Origin of the sequence: Humibacillus xanthopallidus (assembly GCF_006717145.1) — a bacterium.
Taxonomy (GTDB): Bacteria; Actinomycetota; Actinomycetes; order Actinomycetales; family Dermatophilaceae; genus Humibacillus; species Humibacillus xanthopallidus.
On sequence record NZ_VFQF01000001.1, the window covers coordinates 1619596 to 1640377 of the forward strand.

The 20782-nt window shown below is 71.1% G+C and carries 18 protein-coding genes; 10 read left to right on the forward strand and 8 right to left on the reverse strand.

Annotated elements, in window-relative coordinates; translation table 11 throughout:
* Positions 1 to 15: 15 nt before the first annotated feature.
* On the reverse strand, positions 16 to 2826 hold the full coding sequence (locus tag FHX52_RS24105) for an McrB family protein (protein WP_221630513.1): 2811 nt from the start codon (positions 2824 to 2826) through the stop codon (positions 16 to 18).
* A 524-nt stretch (positions 2827 to 3350) separates the two neighbouring features.
* Between FHX52_RS24105 and FHX52_RS24740 the strand changes: the two genes are divergently transcribed.
* Both FHX52_RS24740 and FHX52_RS07205 read left to right on the forward strand, forming a co-directional pair.
* Entirely contained in the window at positions 3351 to 3779 is a 429-nt protein-coding gene (locus FHX52_RS24740; protein ID WP_221630514.1) for a DUF6318 family protein, read from the forward strand.
* 497 nt (positions 3780 to 4276) lie between these two features.
* Positions 4277 to 4729, forward strand: a complete 453-nt coding sequence (locus tag FHX52_RS07205; RefSeq protein WP_141821192.1) for a hypothetical protein — start codon at positions 4277 to 4279, stop codon at positions 4727 to 4729.
* 120 nt (positions 4730 to 4849) lie between these two features.
* Here the strand turns inward: FHX52_RS07205 and FHX52_RS07210 are convergent, their stop codons facing one another.
* Both FHX52_RS07210 and FHX52_RS07215 read right to left on the reverse strand, forming a co-directional pair.
* Positions 4850 to 5047 (reverse strand): hypothetical protein, encoded by a 198-nt coding sequence (locus FHX52_RS07210; RefSeq protein WP_141821194.1) that lies wholly within the window; start codon positions 5045 to 5047, stop codon positions 4850 to 4852.
* 146 nt (positions 5048 to 5193) lie between these two features.
* Complete coding sequence (locus tag FHX52_RS07215; RefSeq protein WP_141821196.1) at positions 5194 to 5625, reverse strand: hypothetical protein; 432 nt, start codon at positions 5623 to 5625, stop codon at positions 5194 to 5196.
* A gap of 102 nt (positions 5626 to 5727) precedes the next feature.
* Between FHX52_RS07215 and FHX52_RS07220 the strand changes: the two genes are divergently transcribed.
* Entirely contained in the window at positions 5728 to 7239 is a 1512-nt protein-coding gene (locus FHX52_RS07220) for an amidase (protein ID WP_425460089.1), read from the forward strand.
* Here FHX52_RS07220 and FHX52_RS07225 read toward each other — a convergent pair.
* Positions 7164 to 7544, reverse strand: coding sequence for a VOC family protein (locus FHX52_RS07225; RefSeq protein ID WP_141821200.1), 381 nt, complete (start codon positions 7542 to 7544; stop codon positions 7164 to 7166). The genes FHX52_RS07220 and FHX52_RS07225 overlap by 76 nt on opposite strands.
* Positions 7545 to 7689: 145 nt before the next feature.
* On the opposite strand from FHX52_RS07225, the gene FHX52_RS07230 reads away from it, so the two are divergent.
* The 5 genes from FHX52_RS07230 to FHX52_RS07250 all read left to right on the forward strand — a co-directional run bounded on the left by FHX52_RS07230 (position 7690) and on the right by FHX52_RS07250 (position 14234).
* Complete coding sequence (locus FHX52_RS07230; RefSeq protein WP_246069654.1) at positions 7690 to 8121, forward strand: SRPBCC family protein; 432 nt, start codon at positions 7690 to 7692, stop codon at positions 8119 to 8121.
* Positions 8122 to 8183: 62 nt separating this feature from the next.
* On the forward strand, positions 8184 to 9614 hold the full coding sequence (locus FHX52_RS07235; RefSeq protein WP_221630515.1) for a xanthine dehydrogenase small subunit: 1431 nt from the start codon (positions 8184 to 8186) through the stop codon (positions 9612 to 9614).
* The gene (gene xdhB / locus FHX52_RS07240; RefSeq protein WP_141821202.1) at positions 9611 to 12094 is read left to right on the forward strand and encodes a xanthine dehydrogenase molybdopterin binding subunit; all 2484 of its coding nucleotides are present in this window, start codon (positions 9611 to 9613) and stop codon (positions 12092 to 12094) included. The genes FHX52_RS07235 and xdhB overlap by 4 nt, the downstream gene beginning before the upstream one ends.
* Entirely contained in the window at positions 12091 to 12918 is an 828-nt protein-coding gene (xdhC, locus tag FHX52_RS07245) for a xanthine dehydrogenase accessory protein XdhC (protein ID WP_141821204.1), read from the forward strand. The genes xdhB and xdhC overlap by 4 nt, the downstream gene beginning before the upstream one ends.
* Positions 12915 to 14234 (forward strand): guanine deaminase, encoded by a 1320-nt coding sequence (locus tag FHX52_RS07250; RefSeq protein WP_141821206.1) that lies wholly within the window; start codon positions 12915 to 12917, stop codon positions 14232 to 14234. The genes xdhC and FHX52_RS07250 overlap by 4 nt, the downstream gene beginning before the upstream one ends.
* Positions 14235 to 14277: 43 nt before the next feature.
* Here FHX52_RS07250 and FHX52_RS07255 read toward each other — a convergent pair whose 3' ends face one another.
* The 4 genes from FHX52_RS07255 to FHX52_RS07270 form a co-directional block, all read right to left on the reverse strand.
* On the reverse strand, positions 14278 to 15321 hold the full coding sequence (locus tag FHX52_RS07255; RefSeq protein WP_141821208.1) for a universal stress protein: 1044 nt from the start codon (positions 15319 to 15321) through the stop codon (positions 14278 to 14280).
* A 112-nt stretch (positions 15322 to 15433) separates the two neighbouring features.
* Positions 15434 to 15862 carry a ChaB family protein gene (locus FHX52_RS07260; protein WP_141821210.1) on the reverse strand — a complete coding sequence of 143 codons (429 nt, stop codon included), beginning with the start codon at positions 15860 to 15862 and terminating at the stop codon, positions 15434 to 15436.
* A gap of 41 nt (positions 15863 to 15903) precedes the next feature.
* Positions 15904 to 17379, reverse strand: a complete 1476-nt coding sequence (locus FHX52_RS07265; RefSeq protein WP_141821212.1) for a pyridoxal phosphate-dependent decarboxylase family protein — start codon at positions 17377 to 17379, stop codon at positions 15904 to 15906.
* Positions 17380 to 17466: 87 nt separating this feature from the next.
* Entirely contained in the window at positions 17467 to 18477 is a 1011-nt protein-coding gene (locus FHX52_RS07270) for an aldo/keto reductase family protein (RefSeq protein WP_141821214.1), read from the reverse strand.
* A gap of 154 nt (positions 18478 to 18631) precedes the next feature.
* Here FHX52_RS07270 and FHX52_RS07275 point away from each other — a divergent pair, with 154 nt between their 5' ends.
* Together FHX52_RS07275 and FHX52_RS07280 are read left to right on the forward strand one after the other, a co-directional pair.
* Positions 18632 to 19624, forward strand: coding sequence for a polysaccharide deacetylase family protein (locus FHX52_RS07275; RefSeq protein WP_246069655.1), 993 nt, complete (start codon positions 18632 to 18634; stop codon positions 19622 to 19624).
* A 45-nt stretch (positions 19625 to 19669) separates the two neighbouring features.
* Positions 19670 to 20755 (forward strand): YihY/virulence factor BrkB family protein, encoded by a 1086-nt coding sequence (locus tag FHX52_RS07280; protein ID WP_221630516.1) that lies wholly within the window; start codon positions 19670 to 19672, stop codon positions 20753 to 20755.
* The last annotated feature ends 27 nt before the right edge of the window (positions 20756 to 20782 follow it).

The window sequence follows — 20782 nt, forward strand, 5'->3', positions numbered from 1 at the left end:
ACGACGGGGGCTCGCCTACGGGCGAGCGACGTCGATCTGGCCGTAACGCGATCGCACGTTCTCCCAACGGAACTGGGCGAGCTCGTGCTCCCGGCCGTAGAGCTGGTCCTCGATGAACGGGTAGACGTTGTAGTCCCAGATGCGCCGCAACGTCGCCTCGTCGTCGTCGAGGCCCGGCCGCATGAAGTACGAGTGCCCGATCTGCAGGTGCGGTCCGCGCAGCGCCCGACGCAGGTCCTCGTTCACCCGGTCGACGAGGTCGGCGACCCACACGGGACCGTCGTGCGCCTCGAGCCAGCGTCGCAGCAGGCCCTGCATGGGCCCGTCGTGGGGCATGAAGGGCACGAAGTCGAACCGCCGGCGCAGCGCCGCGTCGACGAGCGCGATCGACCGGTCGGCGGTGTTCATCGTGCCGATGAAGTAGAGGTTCGGCGGCAGCTCGAAGCCCTCGTCGGGCCGGTAGGACGTCTTGACCGAGTGCGACCGGTACTCGAGCAGGAAGAGCAGCTCGCCGAAGACGCGCGGGAGGTTTGCGCGGTTGATCTCGTCGATGATCATGATGTGCGGCGTCAGCGGGTCGGCCTCGGCGGCCTCGGCCAGCAGCGCGAGGGGACCCTTGCGCAGCTCGTAGACCATCTGGCCCTGGTGGTCGATCTGTGGGCGGAAGCCCTCGAAGAAGTCCTCGTAGCTGCTGCTCGGGTGGAACTGGACGATGTCGCGCTTCGCCGGGTCCGGTTGCAGGGCCGTGGCGAATCGCTGTGCCAGATAGGTCTTTCCGGTGCCGGGAGGCCCGTAGAAGATGACCTGCTTCTTCTCCTCGAGCAGACCCTTGATCTCGCGGAGGAAGGACTCTTCGATGAGAAGGTCTGCGGCAGCGTCGCCGAGCGCGTCCTTGTCGGGCGTGAGCGCCTTGTCGGAGCGCCGCATGAGCCAGTGGGCGAGCTGGCCCTGACCCCAGGGGTCGTCGGGCAGCAGCGGGTCGAGGGTCTGTCGCAGCAGGGCGTTCGTCTCGACGTGCATGCGACCGCGTGACTTGCCCTCCGTCCAGCGCGCCGGGCCGCCGAGACGGGCCAGCATCGCCGCCTTGCCGGAGTCGCCACCGAGCGAGAAGAGCGGCAGCCAGTGCTCGGGATGAGCGATCGCGAAGAGCTTGAGCACGACCGTCTCACCGAAGCCCTGGACCGGCACGTCGTCGGTCGAGAGCACGCGGTTGATGCGCTCCTCGTCGCGCCCTTCGCCCCAGAGCAGCTCGCGCACCGTGTTGCGCAGCTGCTCGATGCCGCTGGCGTCGAGGGCGTTGATGGAGCTGATGAGCACGGACTGGGCACCGATGTCGCCGTAGCCTCGGGTCGAGACGATCCGCTTGAAGGTCGGCAGGTCGAAGTCCTCGAGGCCCTCGCGCGAGAGGCAGGCGGCGAAGATCCGGCGCTGCTCCTGGTGCCAGGCGTCGCGCTCGGTCGGGTAGGGCCGCTCGGTGCGGAAGATCTCGACCTCGGTGGCCAGGTCGACCATCGACGCGAGGTCGAGCGACGGGTCGTCACCGCGCTGGCTCGAGCTCATGAAGCGAAGCAGCGGCGTCAGGGCGCGCGCCGTCGAGATGATGTCGTCGGCGAAATCGGCTCTGCCGAGAGCCTCCTCGTCCTTCCACCAGCGGCCGACGAAGGTCTCGCCAGAGGGGTACTCGCGCCCCGCCAGCTCGAGCCGGTCGCCGCGGCCGTCCTCGTGGACGCGGAAGAAGTTCAGTCCCCGCGGCAGGTGGTCCTGCACGAGGGCACCCACCTCGCGGTGCTGCTGGTCGCTCTCGCCCTCCCAGCCGCCGTGCAGGCCGAAAGCCACTCCCGAGCGCGTCACCCAGAGGCGGAAGCCGGGAGCGCCGGCGCCACCGACGAGGATCCACGCGGCATACAGGTCGGAGCGGTAGGCGCTCTCCTCCCCCGCGAGCTGCTGCAGCGCGAGGGTGGGGGCCTCGAGGTAGAGACCGGTCTCGGCCCCGAGCCGCTCGATGAGGCTGTCGCTGATGTGGTCGGCCTCCCCGCGCAGCTGGCGGGCAAGGTCGGCGGCGCGCTCCTCCTGCGCCGGCGTCGCGTAGCCGGAAGAGGGGCGGAACTCGGAGGCGAGCTCGGCCGCCTCGACGCAGACGTCGAGGACGTTGGGGGCGATGCCGACGAAGCCCTCCGTCTCCTTGAAGTGCCAGAGGATCCGAGCGGCATACCGCGGGTCGTCGGGGCGCAGCGCGTGGCAGAGGTCGGCGAAGGCGACATAGCGCTCGGCGTGGCTGAGGCCGCGCTCGAGCCAGCCGAACCGCTGGAGCATGTGGGGCGCGTTCTCCCACATGAGCGGCCAGTCGCCGGCGTCGTCGGTCGACCAGAAGAGGGAGAGGACGTATGCCGTGTGGCCGGGTGCCGGGGCGCGCTGGCCGCGCGAGCCTCCCCGGGCGAGGAAGGCGTCGACCGACTGGAGCTTGTCGGCGGCGTCCTGCGGGGAGGCCGGGGTCTGCAGGGTCACCTTGAGTAGGTCGACGACCTCGGCGTACTCCTCGTCGGCGCGGCGCACGAGGGCCGCGAGCCAGGGGATGCCAATGGGCCCGAAGCCGACGTAGGGCCCGTCCTTGCGGGCCCAGTGGTTCATCGCCTCCTTGAAGGCGAGCAGGTCGCTGCTCGCGACGAGGTCGGCGAGGATCTCGCGCAGCTCGCCGTTGCGAGCGGCACGCTCGAAGTCGAGCTCGGCGAAGAGGGCCTGGGCGTCCTTGTCCGACTCTGCTGCACGCTCGATGAGCGCATACTTCGCGCGCCAACGCTTGACGTCGACGCTGTCGCTGCGGGTCATGGGGCTCCCTTGCACACGCCACTGTCTCGGGCGTTTCTCAGTTGCTGCGCGTGTGGAGGCCGCGCAGGACCGGCCCAAAGGTTACCTGCCAGTCGTCCATGCTCCGAACCGGGGCGTGGGGGCCTGCGCTTGCTGTGGACGGGCTCAGAGGTGGGTGCGAGCCTGTGGATGAGGGGAGAGGCTCGGGGTGCGACTGCGCCAAGATCATGAGACCGTGCGGAACGAATCGGGACGCACCGTCACCGAAGCACCAGCACGCACGACCTGGACCGACACCACGCTCTGCCGAACGGCTGAGAGATCTGCACGAGGGGATGCCGATGACCTTCGCCGACCATGGCTCCGTCCCACCACGAGCCCGACGAGCCCTCCCGTATGCCGCCAGCGTCGTTGCGCTGCTCGTGGCCGCCGGGTGCACGTCCGGGTCACCTCAGGGCCCGCCGCCCAGCACGGCTCCTCTGACGACGTCGAGCAGTGCGACGACGACGGCGGCTCCCACGACGACAGCGACGCCTACCCCGTCGGTGGATCCGGTCATCGCCAAGATCCCCGCCGCCGCCCGCCCAGAGACGATGGCTGGAGGAGAAGCCTTCGCCCGCTTCTACATAGCTCAGGTCAATCAGGCGTACACGACGGCTGATCCGGGCGCTTTGCGTGGGCTGTCAACGCAAGCATGCAAGACGTGCGAGCAGTTCGTGGCCACAGCGGCCAAGTTCCGCGAGGACGGCGTCCACCATGACTCACCCTCGCTCAAAGTGACATCCGCTACCGCCACAACCTTTGCTGCCAATCGACGAGAGGTGACCGCGTTCGTTAATCAGGCCGCGGTGAGGGTGGTTGACGGGGGCGGTAAGGCCGTTAGTCGGACATCTGAAGCCAAGGGGGCATTCCTCTTGACTCTGGCGTTTGACTCGCATTGGCGTGTTACCCGTTTGCAGACAGCCAAATCATGATGTGTCAACCAGCGCGCCTGAGGCCGATCACGACAACCTTCGTTTCGCTGGCAGTCTCGCTGAGTTTGTCCGCACCGGGGACAGCCGCCGAAGTGACTGCTGCCACGGCTGGCAGCGGAGATCCTTGCCAGATCGGCGACACCTTCAACTGCGGCACGGATGAGGCGTCGGCCTACGTTGGCCTCACCAGGCAACAGGTACTCGCACTCAAGAGGTTTCCGGACGACAACGGCAGCACCGTAGTGAGCGACCGGCCGCGAGACGCACCTGTCTACGAGTACATGTCCCTGAACGACTGCGCCGAGGCCCAACCCGAGACCACGACACAGGAAGTCTCCTGTGCGCACGCGCTGAAGGATTGTCCTCCAGACATGGCTGGCCCTTATCTGCGCATCTGGCGGCGCACCCTGGCCGGCGATCGGGTGATGGAGCCCTGGACCGCGCAGGGCAGCACTTGCGCCTCAGATGTGGCTCCGGGGGCGCGGCCGACGTTGTCGATGGCTGACATCAAGGCTCAGTTCATGCGCACGCCATGGGCGAAACCGCAGATCTCGAGCCAGCCCGCGGGCAACACGACGCTCGTCAACCTCACGACGTTCTACAAGGTGAACTGGACCCCCGCCGGCTTCGCACCCGGAGAGGTCGACCGGTCGGTTCTGCGAGGCATCCCGGTCCGCATCCGCCCGAAGCTCGTCGGCTTCACCTACGTCTTCGGCGACGGCTCGACCTACGGGCCGACGACCTCGACCGGCGGGGTGTACCCCGACGGCGACGTGAAGCACATCTACCGGGCCAAGGGAGAGTTCCCCGTCCGCGTCAACACGACGTTCGGAGCCGACTTCAGCCTGGACGGCACAGCCTGGGACGAGATCCCGTCGACGGTGACCGTGCCCGGACCAGCCACCGCCGTCACGGTGCGAGAGGCCAAAGGCGTGCTCGTCAGCCGCTGACCAAGCAAGGCGGTCGACAACAACCGCGATCCACACCACCTGCTGCCTCTGTGTTGAGTCACCCCGTGACTCAACACAGAGGCGCCTCGCCCCTACCCCTCACCGGGGCGCTGCCCAGGGTCACTCGTCCGCGACGAGGGCGTCCTCGTCCTGTGCGTTCCGGTCCCACCGGGACGAGGCCGCGGTGTCGGGGACCACGCTCGTCGCCTCGCCGCCGAAGCCCTCCGTCAGGCCCTCGTCGGCGTCCCCAGCAGAGCTCGCTCTCGAGTCCGCCCCGTCGTCCGGTCTCGCGGCCATGAGCGCCTCCCACGTCGTCATCGGCGCCGACTAGCGCCTCGTCCAACGACGCTACCCCCGCCGCTCCGGCGGCGGGGGTAGCGCGGGGGTAGCGCGGTGGTAGTGCCGGGGTAGCTCGGGGGGCGCCGCGCGGCCCGACAGCTGGCTGGCTCGACCCGGGCCCGGCCTCAGGCGGCGACCGAGCCGTCAGCGGGGAAGGCCGTCACGCCGGTGGGGGCCGCGATCGCCACCCCGAGCAGCCGCACACCGGAAGCGCTGCACGCCTCCTCGAAGGCGACACGCAGGTCGTGGTCGCGCGGAGTGGGATCCGGACGGCCGGGGCGGGCGATGGCCATGACGACGTCGTGCACCCCCTCGCCGGCAGCCTCCGTGAAGAGCCGCGTCAAGCCGTCCTGCACGCGCACCACGTCGACTGTGTGCGGCTCGTCCGGCAGGCAGATCGGCTGCATGAGCCGGCCACCTTCGTGGCAGAGCAGGACGTAGGTCGACCCCTCGCACCGGGCCTGATCGGTGACGATGAGGTCGATGACGCCCTCGAAGACGTCGGGATCGGTGATTGGTCGCTGGGCCCAGTCGGCGGGCAGGTCCTGGAAGCTCATGCCCTCGAGCATGCCGGGAGCCGGTGACAGTCGGCCGGAGATATCCACACGGTTATCGTGAGGACAGCCTGCCGACGGCACGCAGTGGAAGGAGGCATGCCGGTGACGACTCCGAGCCGCCCAGCCGCCCTCTGCGCGACCGAGCTGCTGGCGGCATACGCCGACCGGGCGCTCTCTCCGGTCGAGGTCCTGCTCGACGTGGCCGACGTGGTGGGCGAGCGCGAACCCACGCTCAACGCCCTGTGGGTCAACGACCTCGAGACGCGCCGCGACGCCCTTCTCGAGGCAGCTCGGGCGAGCGAGCGCCGCTGGGTCGCCGGCAGTCCTGATGGCCCGCTCGACGGCGTCCCCGTCACCGTCAAGGAGAACCTCGCTCGGGCCGGTGTGCCCATGCCCGCGGGCAACGCCGGCACCTCACCGGCGGTCCCCACCCGCAGCTCGCCCGTCGTCGCGCGCATCGAGGAGGCAGCCGGCACCATCATCGGCTCGACGGTCATGCCCGACTGGGGCATGCTCAGCTCCGGCGTCTCCAGCCTGCACGGCGTGACCCGGTCTCCCTGGGACGAGCGGCTGACCACCGGTGGCTCCTCCTCCGGCGCCGGCGCGGCCGCCGCTTCGGGCTACGGCCCGCTCCACGTCGGCACCGACATCGGCGGCTCGATCCGCCTCCCCGGCACCTGGCTCGGTCTGACCACCCTCAAGCCCAGCGCTGGGCGCGTGCCCCTCGACACGCCCTACCTCGGGCGGGTGGCCGGACCCTTGACCCGATCGGCGGCCGACGCCGCGCTGCTCCTGTCCGTCATCAGCGGACCTGACCCGCGCGACTGGACCGCGCTGCCCCCGGGCGCCGCTCTCCCCGACCCCCTCACCCTCGACCGCCTCGACAACGACACGACGCGCATCGGCCTGCTCCTCGACGCCGGGTGCGGCACACCGGTCGACCCCGAGGTGCGGGCCGTCATCGAGTCCGCGGCTGCCGTCTTCGCCGCGTCGGGTGCCGAGGTCGTCCCTCTCGAGCCGTTCATGACGCCCGAGTGGCTCGTGCGCCTCGACGAGTTCTGGCGGGTCCGCTCCCTCGTCGAGCTCGACGCACTCGACGACGACGCCCAGGACCGCGTCCTGCCCTTCGTGCGACGGTGGGCCGAGGCCGGCCGGTCCGTCGACGGCCGCGACGTCATGCGCGACTACGCAGCGATCATGGCCATCCAGCAGGCCACGGTCGCCGCCACCGAGCGCTGCGACCTCGTCCTCTCCCCCGTTGCCCCCATGGCGGCCTTCCCGGCCGAGTGGCCGATGCCCTGGGGCGACGGCGACGAGGCCATGCCGCACATCGGTTTCACCGCACCGTTCAACCTGTCGGGCCAGCCCGCCGGCACCGTCAACGCCGGCTTCACCGCAGACGGTCGCACCGTCGGGCTCCAGATCTCGGGCCGCCGCTTCGACGACGTCGCCGTTCTACGGGCCCTGCACTGGTTCGAGCAGCACCGGCCCGCAGGTGCGGCGCCGACCTGGCCGATCGCTGCGGAGAGCAGTCGTCCTCAGTCCTCGGGCGTCCCTCGGTGGCAGACCGCCTCGACGTTGTTGCCGTCGGGGTCACGCACGAAGGCGCCGTAGTAGCCGGCGTGGTACTCCGGCCACAGCCGCGGTGCGTGCAACGACTCGGCGCCGAGCCCCACGGCCGCCTCGTGGAAAGCTTGGACGGCCTCGACGCCCTCCGCCGCGAAGGCGCAGTGCATCTCGCGACTCGGCTCAGGCCCGCTCCACGACGAGATCCAGAACTCCGGGTGGCCCTCGCTGCCGTAGCCGATGGCGACACCGACATCCATCTGCCGGGAGTAGCCGAGCACACCGAGCACCGTGTCGTAGAACCTCGCGCTGGCCTCGAAGTCCGAGCAGTTGATGCCGAAGTGATCGATCATTGTCACACCCTAGGCCCGCCCACCGACACTCCGGATCCGACGCAGATCACCCTCCCGAGGCATTGTGCTCGCGCCCATCCTTTGATCGACTGTGGGTGGTGGGTCCGGCCCATCCGGGGCCGTTCCGAGCGAACCGGAGGTGCCCATGAGCAGTTCAACGCAGTCGGTCCCCGAGCAGGCAGAGGACGCCGAGCTCGAGGGGTCGCCCGCAGGCGTGCACGCCACCACGACCGTCGCCAAGCCCGTCGACGAGGTGTGGGAGCACCTCATCAGCGCTCGCGGCACCGAGGCCCTCCTCGGCCCGGGCGTGACGCTCGGCAGCAAGGGTGAGTCGTGGCACAGCACGGACGGCCCCCACGGCGTCGTGCGCAGCTGGCATCCCCTCGAGCAGATCCGCGTCTCGTGGCACCCGCACGAGGACGGACCGCTCAGCATCGTCGACCTCCAGCTCAAGGGCGACGGTGACGGCACCCGCCTCGACCTCTACCACGAGGGTGAGGGCATCGCGGACGACGGCGCCGGCGACAAGCGGCGCTGGGACGACGCGCTGGGCCGGTTCGTCTCGACGCTTCCCTGACCACTGGCCACGCGGGGCACGCCGCTGGCGGCCCCGCGCCCCGATCGGGTACGTCTCTGCACATGTCCTCGCGTATGCCGTCCGCCACCGTCAACGGGACCCCGCTCGGCTTCGAGGGGGTGTCCGGGGCGACGAACGCCCTCGACTGGCTGCGCTCCAAGGGCCTGACGGGTGCCAAGGAGGGCTGCGCCGAGGGTGAGTGCGGCGCGTGCGCGGTGCTCGTCGCGCGCCCGAGCCCCACGGACGACGCCACCACGGAGTGGACGGCCGTCAACGCCTGCCTCGTGCCCGCCGCCTCGCTCGACGGCCAGGAGGTCGTGACCGTCGAGGGCCTCGGCTCGCCCGACGACCTGCACCCGGTGCAGCGCGAGATGGCCGTGCGAGGGGGCTCGCAGTGCGGCTTCTGCACGCCCGGCTTCGTGTGCAGCCTCGCGGCCGAGTACTACCGCGCCGACCGCACCGACGCCGGCTGCGATGCCCACGCCCTGTCCGGCAACCTCTGCCGGTGCACGGGCTACCGACCGATCCGGGACGCCGCCGACGCCCTCGGTATGCCGTCCGGTGACGACCCGCTCGGCCGCCGCCGTGACGCTCCGGCCCCCGATGCGGTGCCGACCCGGCTCGTGGGTGCAACCGGCTCGTATGCCCGAGCGGCCGACCTGGCCGACGCCTTCGCACTCCTCGCCGAGCACCCCGAGGCGGTGCTCGTCGCAGGGTCGACCGACTGGGGCGTCGAGGTCAACCTCCGGGGTGCCCGCCCACCCTTCGTCATCGCCATCGACCGCGTCGCCGAGCTGCGGATGCTCGACGACGACGACGACGCTGTCGTCGTCGGAGCAGCGCTCACCCTCTCGGAGGTCGAGCGGCGCCTGGACGGGCGGGTCCCCCTGCTCGCCGAGCTCCTGCCCCAGTTCGCCTCACGGCTCATCCGCAACGGCGCGACACTCGGCGGCAACCTCGCGACCGCCTCGCCCATCGGTGATGCGGCGCCGGTGCTCCTCGCCCTCGATGCCGAGGTGGTCCTCGCCTCGTCGGGCGGCGAGCGAACGCTTCCGATCAGTGAGTTCTTCACCGGCTACCGCACCACCGTCCGTCGTCCGGACGAGCTGATTCGTGCCGTGCGGATTCCCCTGCCGCTGAGTCCTGTCACCGCCTTCACCAAGATCGCCAAGAGGCGGTTCGACGACATCAGCGGTGTCGCCGTCGCCTGCGCCCTCGAGGTCGAGGACGGCTCCGTGACCCGGGCCCGGATCGGTCTCGGTGGGGTCGCCGCCACCCCGATCCGCGCCTTCGCGACCGAGCAGTCTCTCGAGGGTCACCCATGGTCGGAGTTGACCGTGCACGCGGCCGCCGAGGTCCTGCGCGGTGAGGGGACGCCGATCGACGACCTCCGCGCGTCGGCTGCCTACCGCCGAGCCATGCTCGGCTCAGCCCTGCTGCGGCTCTATGCAGACCACGCGCAACCGACGACGACCGAGGGGGCGCGCGCATGAGCAGCCTCTCGCAGCGTCCGGCGGACGCCGTTGTGGGTCAAGCAATCCCGCACGAGTCGGCCACGCTGCACGTCACCGGGGCCGCGCTCTACACCGACGACCTCGTCGGCCGGACTGCCGGCGTGCTGCACGCGTGGCCGGTGCAGTCGCCACACGCGAGGGCCACGGTGACAGCGCTCCGCGTCGAGGCGGCATACGACGTCGGCGGTGTCGTGCGGGTGCTCACCGCGGCCGACGTGCCCGGTCTCAACGACGCAGGCGTCAAGGGTGACGAGCCGCTCTTCCCGGATGAGGCGTGCTACGTCGGCCAGGCCGTCTGCTGGGTGCTCGGCGAGACCCTCGAGGCAGCCCGGGTCGGGGCGGCGGCGGTCGAGGTGGACTACGCACCCTTGCCGGCGATCATCACGGTGCGCGAGGCGATCGCGGCCGACGCGTTCCAGGGCGGCCAGCCGACCCTTGCACGGGGTGACGTCGAGAGCGGGCTGGCAGCCGCCACAACAGTCTTCGCAGGCGAGATCGACATCGCCGGCCAGGAGCACTTCTACCTCGAGACGCACGCCTCGATCGCACTCGTCGACGAGGCGGGCCAGGTGTTCGTCCAGTCCAGCACGCAGCACCCGAGCGAGACCCAGTCCATCGTCGCGCAGGTGCTCGCGCGGCCGAGCAACGCCGTGACGGTGCAGTGCCTGCGGATGGGTGGCGGCTTCGGGGGCAAGGAGATGCAGCCGCACGGGCTCGCTGCGGTGGCGGCGCTCGGGGCCACCCTCACGGGGCGGCCGGTCCGGATCCGACTCAACCGCACCCAGGACATGACGATGACGGGCAAGCGCCACGGCTTCCACGCCCAGTGGCGAGTGGGCTTCGACGCCGACGCCCGCCTGGTTGCCCTCGACGCGACCCTCACCTCCGACGGCGGCTGGAGCCTCGACCTGTCCGAGCCGGTGCTTGCACGGGCCCTGTGCCACATCGACAACGCCTACTGGATTCCCGACGTGCGGGTGAACGGCCGGATCGCCCGCACCAACAAGACGTCTCAGACCGCCTTCCGCGGATTCGGCGGCCCTCAGGGGATGCTCGTCATCGAGGACATCCTCGGGCGCTGCGCTCCCCTGCTCGGCATCGACCCGGCGGAGCTTCGCCGGCGCAACTTCTACGTCGAGGGCCAGGCCACCCCGTACGGCCAACGGGTCCGCCACCCCGAGCGCCTCGTCCACGCGTGGGACGACCTCGCCGCGCGCGCCGATCTCGGGCGACGACGCGAGGAGGTGGCGGTGTTCAACGCCGAGCACCCCCACGCCAAGCGGGGCCTCGCCATCACCCCGGTCAAGTTCGGCATCTCGTTCAACTTCACGACGTTCAACCAGGCCGGTGCCCTCGTCCACGTCTACACCGACGGCTCCGTCCTCATCAACCACGGCGGCACCGAGATGGGTCAGGGCCTGCACACCAAGATGCTCCAGGTGGCCGCGACGAGACTGGGGCTCCCCCTCGAGCGGGTGCGCCTGGCGCCCACCCGCACCGACAAGGTGCCGAACACCTCTGCGACCGCAGCGAGCTCGGGCGCCGACCTCAACGGCGGGGCCGTCAAGCACGCCTGCGAGCAGATCACCGGCCGGCTCGCCGAGGTCGCGGCCTCAGGGCTCGGCATCGACCCGTCACAGGTGACCTTCGCCGACGGTCTTGTCGCGGGCGGAGGCGACTCCCTCACGTGGGAGCAGGTCGTCGCCCTCGCCTACGCGCAGCGGGTCCAGCTCTGGGCCTCCGGCTTCTACCGCACCGAGGGGCTGCAGTGGGACTCGACCGCGATGCAGGGCTCGCCCTTCAAGTACTTCGCCTACGGGGTCGCGGCCTGCGAGGTCGAGGTCGACGGCTTCACCGGGGCCTATCGCACCCTGCGGGTCGACATCGTGCACGACGTCGGGGACAGCCTCTCGCCGCTCGTCGACATCGGCCAGATCGAGGGCGGATTCGTCCAGGGCGCAGGCTGGCTCACCCTCGAGGACCTCCGGTGGGACGAGAGCGACGGACCCACCCGGGGCCGGCTCGCGACCCAGTCAGCGAGCACGTACAAGCTGCCGTCGCTCTCCGAGATGCCCGAGGTCTTCACCGTCTCGTTGCTCGAGCACGCCCACGAGGACGGCGTCGTCTACGGCTCCAAGGCCGTCGGAGAGCCGCCGCTCATGCTCGCCTTCTCGGTGCGCGAGGCGTTGCGGCAGGCGGCTGCAGCCTTCGGGCCCGACGGCTGCGCCGTCCACCTCGCCACACCGGCGACGCCGGAGGCGGTCTGGTGGGCCATCGAGTCGGCCCGCTCGCAGCCCGTCGAGGCCTCGCTGCCCCACCGCGCCGAGGCGGCTGGCGTGACCATCGACAGCGGTGACCCGAGCGCGCAGGACGAGCACGAGCCAGACCAGCCGGAGCCCGACGCTCCCCCGATCGCGCCCGAGTCCGAGCAGCTCGCCGACTCGGGGAGCCCGCGATGAGCTGGCTCCGCGCGGTCCAGGCCCTGCGCGACCAACGCCGCCCCGGGGTCCTCGTCACGGTCGCCGCGGTGCGGGGTCACGCCCCCCGCGACTCCGGCGCCAAGATGGTCGTGTCCGCCGACGAGGCGTGGGGCACGATCGGCGGCGGCAACCTCGAGGCCACTGCGCTCGCCCGGGCGCGGACGATGCTCGAGACCGACACCGCCGCGCCGGTCACCCTCACGGTGTCGCTCAGCGACAAGGCACCCAGCGAGCACGGCCAGCAGTGCTGCGGCGGCGAGGTCTCCCTCCTGCTGGAGCCGCTGCGGGTCGTGCCGGCAGTGGCCGTCTTCGGCGTCGGGCACGTCGGTCTCGAGCTGGCGCGCATCCTCGCGCGGCACGACCTCGACCTGCACCTCGTCGACTCGCGCGCCACGGCTCTCGAGCCCGGTCGTCTCGCGGTTCTCGACGATGCCGTGGCCCGCGTCCACCTCCACCACTCCCCCGTGCCCGAGGTCGCGCTCGGTCAGGTGCCGGCGGGCACCCATGTCCTCGTCATGACGCACGACCACGCCGAGGACGCCGCGCTCTGCGATGCCGCCATCCGCTGTGGGCACCTCGGGTCGATCGGCCTCATCGGATCGTCGGCGAAGTGGGCGCGCTTCGAGGCGCTCCTGCGCCGCGAGGGCCACGACGACGAGACCGTGCGCCGCATCCAGAGCCCCATCGGGATGTCCGCCATCACGGGCAAGGACCCTGCCACCGTGGCCCTCTCGGTCGCCGCCGACCTTCTGCTGAGGACCGAGCACGCCTCGCACGCCAGCGGATCGGTCCTGCCGTCGTGACCATCGTGAGAGGCACCTTCCTCGACACCCCGGCGGGCGAGAGCGCCGTCGGGGCCGAGCTGCGCGTCGCGACCGACGCCGCCCTGCGGGTCGTCGAGGGCACCATCGTCGAACGCGGCTCGTGGGCGGAGATCAGCAGCCGGCATACGGACGACGTGCTCGACCTGCGCGAGGGACTCGTGCTGCCGGGACTCGTCGACACCCACGTCCACTACCCGCAGGTGCGCATCATCGGCGCGCTCGGCCTGCCGTTGCTCGAGTGGCTCGACGCCGTCGCCCTCCCCGAGGAGGCGCGGCTCGCGTCGACCGGCCACGCGCGAGCCGTCGCAGCGGAGTTCGTCAGCGGGCTCGCAGCGTCGGGCACGACGACTGCACTCGTCTTCGGGGCGCACTTCGCGAGCGCCGTGGACGTGCTCTTCGAGGAGGTGCGCCGCGTCGGGCTGCGCGTCACGGCCGGTCTCGTCGTCAGTGACCGCGGCCTGCCGGAGCCGCTGCTCACGACGCCCGAGCGCGCCTACGACGAAGCCCTCGATCTCGCGCAACGATGGCACCACCCCGTGAGTGCTGGCCGCGCCACCCGCACGAGGTATGCCGTGACCCCGCGCTTCTCCTACGGCGCGTCGGACGAGTTGCTCGAGTCGTGCCAGGCAGTGCTCAAGGACGTCAGCGGCGCATGGTTCACCTCCCACGTCAACGAGAGCCCGGCCGAGATTGCCTCTGTCGCAAGGCTTTTCCCGGATGCAACGGACTACGTCGACACCTATGACCGGCACGGCCTGCTCGGGCCGTCATCGGTGCTGGCGCACGACGTGCACCCGACCGAACGCGAGCTGGGCGTCCTCGCGGGCCGCGGTGCGACGGTCGCCCACTGCCCCACGAGCAACGCCGCCCTCGGCAGCGGCAGCTTCCCGCTGCGCGACCACGTCCGGCACGGGGTGCGCGTCTCGCTCGGTTCCGACGTCGGAGCCGGCACGGGCTTCTCGCTCTTCAAGGAGGGACTGCAGGCCTACTTCACGCAGCAGCTCCTCGGCGACGCGGGCCAGCCGCTCGCACCGGCAGACCTGCTGCACCTTGCAACCCGCTCCGGCGCGCTCGCCCTCGGACTCGAGCGTGAGGTGGGCGACCTGTCGGTCGGCAAGGCGTTCGATGCGCTCTGGCTCCGGCCGGCAGCGACGTCGCCGCTCGCCCTTGCCCTCCGGCACGCGGGCTCGGCGACCGAGGCCGTCGCACGGGTGTTCGCCCTGGCCGGGCCGGCCGACGTGGCCGGCGTCTGGGTCGCCGGCGAGCGCATCAGCCGCGAGCCCGTCGGGAGCTGACGGGCTCGCGGGTGGAGCTGGCTGCGCGCCGGTTGCGACCTCCTCAGCGGACGATCATCACCGGGCACTCGGCGTTGTGGATGATGTTGTGGCTGACGGAGCCGAGCAGCAGCCCCTTGAAGCCTCCGCGGCCGCGCGAGCCGACAACGACGAGGCCCGCGGTGGAGCCGAGGTCGGCGATGGCACGTCCAGGGTCTCCGTAGAGCACCTCGGTCGACACCTGGAGGTCGGGGTGCTTCGCCTTGGCGAGGCGGACCGCCGCGGACAGCGCGTCGTCGGCGTGCTCGCGCAGGCTGTGCGCGTGCACCGTGCCGGCGTGCGCCGTCTCCTCGTAGGCCCAGCTGTCGATCGAGGGCACCTGCACGACGTGGGCGATGCGCAGCTCGGCGCCCTCCTCCATGGCGATGTCGGCAGCAGCCTGCACCGCGCGCATGGCCGGTTCCGAGTCGTCGAAGCCGACGACCACGGGGTGCCCGGCGTCCGGCCGGACGACCTCGGGGAGGCCGTCGTTGACCGAGGCGACCTCGGTGGCCTCGGTGTCCGCCGGCTGCGTGAGCTCGTGGGCCGGCCGGACGACGACGACGGGGCAGTGCGCGTGGGCCGCGACGGCATACGACGTCGACCCGAGCAGGCCGCCCGTGAGGCGCCCGCGTCCGCGGCTGCCCATGACGACGAGGTCGGCGTCATTGGAGGCCTCGACGATCTGGGCAGCCGGGCTGCCGAGCCAGTACTGCGTCTGGATCCTCGACGCGTCGAGCGAGTCGCCCGCGCGCTGCGCTCCATCGTCGACGAGGCGCTTGGCCGCGTCCTGGAGCTCCGGCTCCACCTGCGAGGTGTCGAACGCCGGGAAGCCCGGAATGAAGCTGAGGTTGACGCTGTGCAACAGGGTCAGGCGGCTCCCCCGCCTCCGTGCCGTGGCTGCCGCCCAGCTGAGGGCGAGCCGTGACTCCGGCGAGCCGTCATACCCGATGACGACGCCGGCGGTGCGGACGTGGTGGCTGCCCGACTCGTCCGTGGACGTCGTGTCGGCAGCATCGGTGGGGTGATCGGTGGTGACCGTCGTGCGGTCTGTCTCCTGGCCGTTCATGGTGAGCACGCCTCCTCGCGAGAGCCGGGACCGTGCTCCCGGCCACCTCCATCATGGCGCGTTCGGCACCCCCGTGGGGGCAAGTGGTGACGAGCCAGACACAGCGGGTGCGTCAGGAGTCGCGGGCTGCGGCCGTCGCTCGGTCGTTCGCCTTCTGGATGGCGTCGACGAGCTCGTCCTTGCTCATCGACGAGCGCCCTTTGACCTCAAGTCGCCTCGCGATGTCGTAGAGATGGGCCTTGCTGGCGAAGGCATCGACCCCACCCTCGGAGTCACCGTCGTCGCGGTGGGCCCGCGCGGCAGCGCCGTGCCGGGCAGCCTGGGCGTCGCTCGGCCCTTTCTGCGCCTTCTCCTCCCAGTGGTCGCCGACCTTCTCGAAGCTGTGCTTGAGCGACGCGAAGGCGGTGCGGTGTGCCCGCTCGCCCTCGCCGTACTGCTCCACAGCCGCGTCGTGCGTCGCACTCCACGTGTCCTGGGCCTTGGTCGACGACCGCCGAATCGTCGAGGGCATGTCGTCGTCACCTCTGCGCCTCGTGGGCATGACACTCCTCCTGCCGTATGCCGTTCGCTTCCTCCTGCTTCCTACCCACCCCTCACGCTTCGGGTCACGTCCCCGCCACGGCGGGTGCCGGTGCCGTGGTGGGCGCCGGTGCCGTGGCCGGCGTCGGCGCCCACCACCTCGGCGGCTCGGAGGATGGCGACGGCCGAGCGGTCGATGTCGTCCTCGGTGGTCGTCGCGTTGGACACCGAGACCCGGATGAGGCGCAGTCCGTGCCACGTCGTGCCTCCGACCCAGCACGTGCCGTCGCGCTGCACCGCGTCGATGACGGCGTCGGTGTCGGTGGTGTCGCCGACGCTCACGAGGAGCTGGTTGAGCACGACCTCGTTGTGGATGGTCGCGCCGCCGGCCTCGAGCCGTTCCGCCATCCGGCGTGTGAGGGCGCACGACCGGTCCACGAGATCGGCGACGCCGTCTCGGCCCAGCTCACGCAGCGCCGCCCAGACCGCGAATCCCCTCGCCCGACGAGAGGACTCGGGGGTGAGATCACCGAGCACGAAGTCGGAGCCCGCACCCGACCCGGTGAGGTAGGACGCGGCATACGACATCGTGGCGGCGTGCAGCGCGGCGTCGGCGCAGAAGGCGAGGCCGCTGTCGTAGGGGACGTTGAGCCACTTGTGGGCGTCGGTGCCCCAGGAGTCGGCGGCCTCGACCCCGTCGAGCAGGTGAGCGGTATGAGGGCTGGCGGCCGCCCAGAGGCCGAAGGCGCCGTCGACGTGCACCCAGGCGCCCGAGCGGTGGGCCAGCGGGACGGCGCGGCGCAGGTCGTCGCACGCGCCGGTGTTGACGTTGCCCGCCTGCAGGCACACGATGACCGGCTCCCCGGCAAGGGTCTCGAGGGTGCGGCCGAGGGCCTCGACGTCGACGGCCCCCTGGCTCGTCGCCGGGACCGGGTGGATCGCCGAGGTGCCGAGGCCGAGCAGCCGCGCCGCTCGGTCGATCGTGGCGTGGCGCTCCTCGCTCGCGACGATCGCGACCCGCGGCGCTCCGAAGAGGCCGTCACGCTCGACGTCCCAGCCGGCATCGGCGAGGACGCGGTGGCGGCCCACGGCGAGGCCGACGGTGTTGGCGGCTTGGGCGCCGGTGACGAAGCCGACGGACGCGTCGGCCGGGAGGCCCAGCAGCTGCTTGGCCCAGCCACCGGCGGCGCGCTCGGCCGCCGCGGCAGCGGGCGAGAGCACCTCGTTGTAGGCGCACTGGTCCCACCCGGTGGCGAGGATGTCGGCCGCCGTGGCAGCGGGTGAGGACCCGCCGATGACGAAGCCGAAGAAGCGCGGCCCCACCGTGCCCATGAGCCCGGGTAGTGCCGCCTCGACGAGCTGCCGAACCACCTCGTCTGGCCGGGTCGGTCCTGGTTGGAGCTCGGCGCCTACGCCGAAGGCCGAGGCCAGGGCGTCGCGGTCAGGAGCCGGCTGCACCGGACGGCGCCCGACCGTGTCGCGGTGCTTCGCACCCACCTCGGCCGCGCTGGTGAGGAGCTGCTGCAGGTCGACGTCCATGGGAGGCACGCTCCTCCGGGTCACGCGGGGAGCGCAAGAGACGACGGGGGCCGCACGGCATACGGCCCCCGTCGGTGTCGTGCGAAGTCAGGCGACGCGCTGCTGGGGCGCGGTCTCCTTCGTCTTGCCGGGGTCCTTCTCGACGATGTCGCCGAGCACGTCGTCGATGCGGGTCATCAGCTCGGGCTCGAGCTTCACGCCGGCCGCCTTGACGTTCTCGGCGACCTGCTCGGGCCGCGAAGCCCCGACGAGCGCGGCGGCGACGTTGGGGTTCTGCAGGACCCAGGCGACGGCGAGCTGGGCCATGGTCAGACCGGCCTCGTCGGCGATCGGCTTGAGGTTCTGCACGCGGGTCAGCACGTCGTCGTTCATGAAGCGCTTGATCATGTCGGCGCCGCCCTTGTCATCCGCGGCGCGCGAGCCCTCGGGCGGCTGCTGCCCGGGCAGGTACTTGCCGGTCAGCACACCCTGCGCGATGGGGCTCCACACGATCTGGCTGACGCCGAGCTCCTCGCAGGTCGGCACGACCTCGCCCTCGATGACGCGCCACAGCATGGAGTACTGCGGCTGGCTCGAGATGAGCTGGAAGCCGAGGTCCTTGGAGAGCTTGACCCCCTCGCGGATCTGCTCCGCGGTCCACTCGCTGACGCCGATGTAGAGCGCCTTGCCCTGGCGGACGATGTCGGCAAAGGCCTGCATCGTCTCCTCGAGCGGCGTCTCGGTGTCGTAGCGGTGGGCCTGGTAGAGGTCGACGTAGTCGGTCTGGAGGCGCTGGAGCGAGCCGTTGATCGACTCCATGATGTGCTTGCGCGACAGGCCGGTGTCGTTCTTGCCGCCCGGGCCGGTGGGCCAGTAGACCTTGGTGAAGATCTCGAGGCTCTCGCGCCGCTCGCCCTTGAGGGCCTCGCCGAGGACGGTCTCGGCCTTGGTGTTCGCGTAGACGTCGGCCGTGTCGAAGGTGCTGATGCCGGCGTCGAGCGCGGCCTGCACGCACTGGGTGGCGACGTCGTTCTCGACCTGTGAGCCGTGGGTGAGCCAGTTGCCGTAGGTGATCTCGGAGATCTTGAGTCCGCTGTTGCCGAGGTATCGGAAGTCCATGCCACCCACCGTATGCCGCGTGGCTGACACCGCTCTGACCGGCTGTCTCGTCGTGCACAATCTGCCACCGGTTGGCCATGCGGGGTGTTCCATGGAGTCAGGAGGGGTCACGGGTCGCCGAGGACGTCTGGTCGGACCGCCGCGCTGTGCCGGTGTGGGTCGCGCCCGCGTGGGCTGCATCGGCGCAGCGGGCGTCGTCATCGCCCTGATGCTCGCCGCCTGCCAGGGCGCCGAGCCCCAGGCGACCCCGTCGCTGACCTCGGCAACAGGCTCCGTCACGTCGTCGACGCCGATCCCCACGAGCACGGTTCCGGCCACGACCCGGGCGACGACTCCGACAGCAGGTCCGGGCAGCACCTCCGGCACGACCACGAGACCGCTCGTGACGCCGTCGGGCACGAGACCGGCGACGACGACGTCCACGCGTCCTGCGACCAGCCCCACGTCCAGCCCCCGGGTCACCCCCTCGACGCCCACGACTGCTCCGACGACGTGCTCCATCCCGTCACGGCTGCTCGGACGGGACCTCACGACGCTCGGCACGACGCGCAAGGTCGTGGCCCTGACCTTCGACGGCGGCGGCGACAACCAAGGTGTCGCTTCGATCCTGCGCACGCTCGCCACGCAGGGCGTGCCCGGGTCCTTCTTCCTCACCGGGGAGTTCGTCGACGACTTCCCGGCGAGCGCCAGGGCCATTGCGGCGAGCCACCCCGTGGGCAACCACAGCTACCACCACCCCGACCTCACGACGATGTCGTCAGCGGCGGTCCGCACCGAGGTGCGCTCGGCCGCCGCCCGCATCAAGGCCGTCACCGGGCAGGATCCGCGGCCGTGGTTCCGCTTCCCGCTCGGCGCTGTCGACGCCCGGACCATCGGCATCGTCAACGGCGAGTGCTACGTGCCGTTCCGGTGGACGGTTGACACGCTGGGCTGGAAGGGCACCTCGGGCGGCCAGTCCGTGTCGTCGGTCGTCGGTCGCGTGGTCTCCGCGCTCGTGCCGGGCCAGATCGTGCTCATGCACGTGGGCGCCCACCCGACCGACCACTCCACACTCGACGCCGACGCCCTGCCGCGCGTCATCGCCGAGCTGCGTGCTCGGGGCTACTCCTTCGTGACTCTCGGAGCGGTCATCGGCCCGGCGCCGTGACGAGTCGGGTGGTTCCCCCGGGCTGACAACGGGTACTCCGGCCCCATGGACGAGCAGACCCGCACCGCGGCCCACCAGGACGCTCAGGACCCTCAGGACGTTCAAGACCCTCAGGACGTTCGGGGGCGGCGAGACCCGGAGGACGGCGCCAAGCCCGACTCGTTGCGCGATCTCCGACGAGACTCGTGGCGCTATGTCGCACGTCGGACGGTCCGAGAGTTCTCCAAGGACCAGTGCACCGACCTCGCCGCAGCGCTGGTCTACTACTCCGTTCTCGCGATCTTTCCCGCCGCGATCGCGCTGCTCTCGGTCGTCGGCCTCGTCGGGCAGTCCTCCCAGACGGTTGCCACGATCACCTCCGTGCTCGAGCAGGTGGGCGCCGGCAGCGTCGCGAAGACGGTCGAGCCGATCCTCCAGTCGCTGAGCAACTCGTCCGGGGCCGGCCTCGCCTTTGTGCTCGGCCTCCTGACGGCCCTGTGGTCGGCGTCCGGCTACGTGTCGTCGTTCGGCAGGGCGATGAACCGCGTCTACGAGATCCCCGAGGGGCGGCCGTTCTGGAAGCTGCGCCCCCTCATGCTGCTCCTCACCCTGGTGGCCGTCGTGCTCGCCGCCGCCGTGGCGCTTGCTCTGGTCGTGAGCGGGCCGGTCGCCCAGGCGGTCGGCGACGCCATCGGTCTCGGCAGCATGGCGGTGACGGTGTGGGGCATCGTCAAGTGGCCGGTGATGGTGATCGCCGTGGCGCTCATCGTCGCGCTGCTCTACTACGCCGCGCCCAACGTGAAGCAGCCGAGGTTCCGCTGGATCAGCGTCGGAGCCCTCGTGGCCATCGTCACCTGGGTCGTGGCGTCTGCGATCTTCGGCGTCTACGTCGCCAACTTCTCCAACTACAACAAGACCTACGGCACCCTCGCGGGCGTCGTCGTCTTCCTCCTCTGGCTGTGGATCACCAACCTCGCCATGCTCTTCGGCGCCGAGCTCGACGCGGAGCTGGAGCGGGCGCGCGAGCTCCAGGCCGGCATGCCGGCTGAGGAGTCGATCCAGCTGCCGCCTCGCGACACGACCAAGATCGACAAGGAGGAGCAGAAGCGCGCCGACGAGCTGGAGCGAGGTCGCCAGCTCGCCGACGGCTGAGTGCTCTCTCGGACTCCTCTGCTAGCC

What these genes read in the sequence shown, in the direction of transcription:
- FHX52_RS24105 (WP_221630513.1), bottom strand. Translation starts at nt 2,826, where the DNA reads ATGACCCGCAGCGACAGCGTCGACGTCAAGCGTTGGCGCGCGAAGTAT.
- FHX52_RS07205 (WP_141821192.1), top strand. Translation starts at nt 4,277, where the DNA reads ATGGCTGACATCAAGGCTCAGTTCATGCGCACGCCATGGGCGAAACCG.
- FHX52_RS07210 (WP_141821194.1), bottom strand. Translation starts at nt 5,047, where the DNA reads ATGACGACGTGGGAGGCGCTCATGGCCGCGAGACCGGACGACGGGGCG.
- FHX52_RS07215 (WP_141821196.1), bottom strand. Translation starts at nt 5,625, where the DNA reads ATGAGCTTCCAGGACCTGCCCGCCGACTGGGCCCAGCGACCAATCACC.
- FHX52_RS07225 (WP_141821200.1), bottom strand. Translation starts at nt 7,544, where the DNA reads ATGATCGATCACTTCGGCATCAACTGCTCGGACTTCGAGGCCAGCGCG.
- FHX52_RS07230 (WP_246069654.1), top strand. Translation starts at nt 7,690, where the DNA reads ATGAGCAGTTCAACGCAGTCGGTCCCCGAGCAGGCAGAGGACGCCGAG.
- FHX52_RS07235 (WP_221630515.1), top strand. Translation starts at nt 8,184, where the DNA reads ATGTCCTCGCGTATGCCGTCCGCCACCGTCAACGGGACCCCGCTCGGC.
- xdhB (WP_141821202.1), top strand. Translation starts at nt 9,611, where the DNA reads ATGAGCAGCCTCTCGCAGCGTCCGGCGGACGCCGTTGTGGGTCAAGCA.
- xdhC (WP_141821204.1), top strand. Translation starts at nt 12,091, where the DNA reads ATGAGCTGGCTCCGCGCGGTCCAGGCCCTGCGCGACCAACGCCGCCCC.
- FHX52_RS07255 (WP_141821208.1), bottom strand. Translation starts at nt 15,321, where the DNA reads ATGAACGGCCAGGAGACAGACCGCACGACGGTCACCACCGATCACCCC.
- FHX52_RS07260 (WP_141821210.1), bottom strand. Translation starts at nt 15,862, where the DNA reads ATGCCCACGAGGCGCAGAGGTGACGACGACATGCCCTCGACGATTCGG.
- FHX52_RS07265 (WP_141821212.1), bottom strand. Translation starts at nt 17,379, where the DNA reads ATGGACGTCGACCTGCAGCAGCTCCTCACCAGCGCGGCCGAGGTGGGT.
- FHX52_RS07270 (WP_141821214.1), bottom strand. Translation starts at nt 18,477, where the DNA reads ATGGACTTCCGATACCTCGGCAACAGCGGACTCAAGATCTCCGAGATC.
- FHX52_RS07280 (WP_221630516.1), top strand. Translation starts at nt 19,670, where the DNA reads ATGGACGAGCAGACCCGCACCGCGGCCCACCAGGACGCTCAGGACCCT.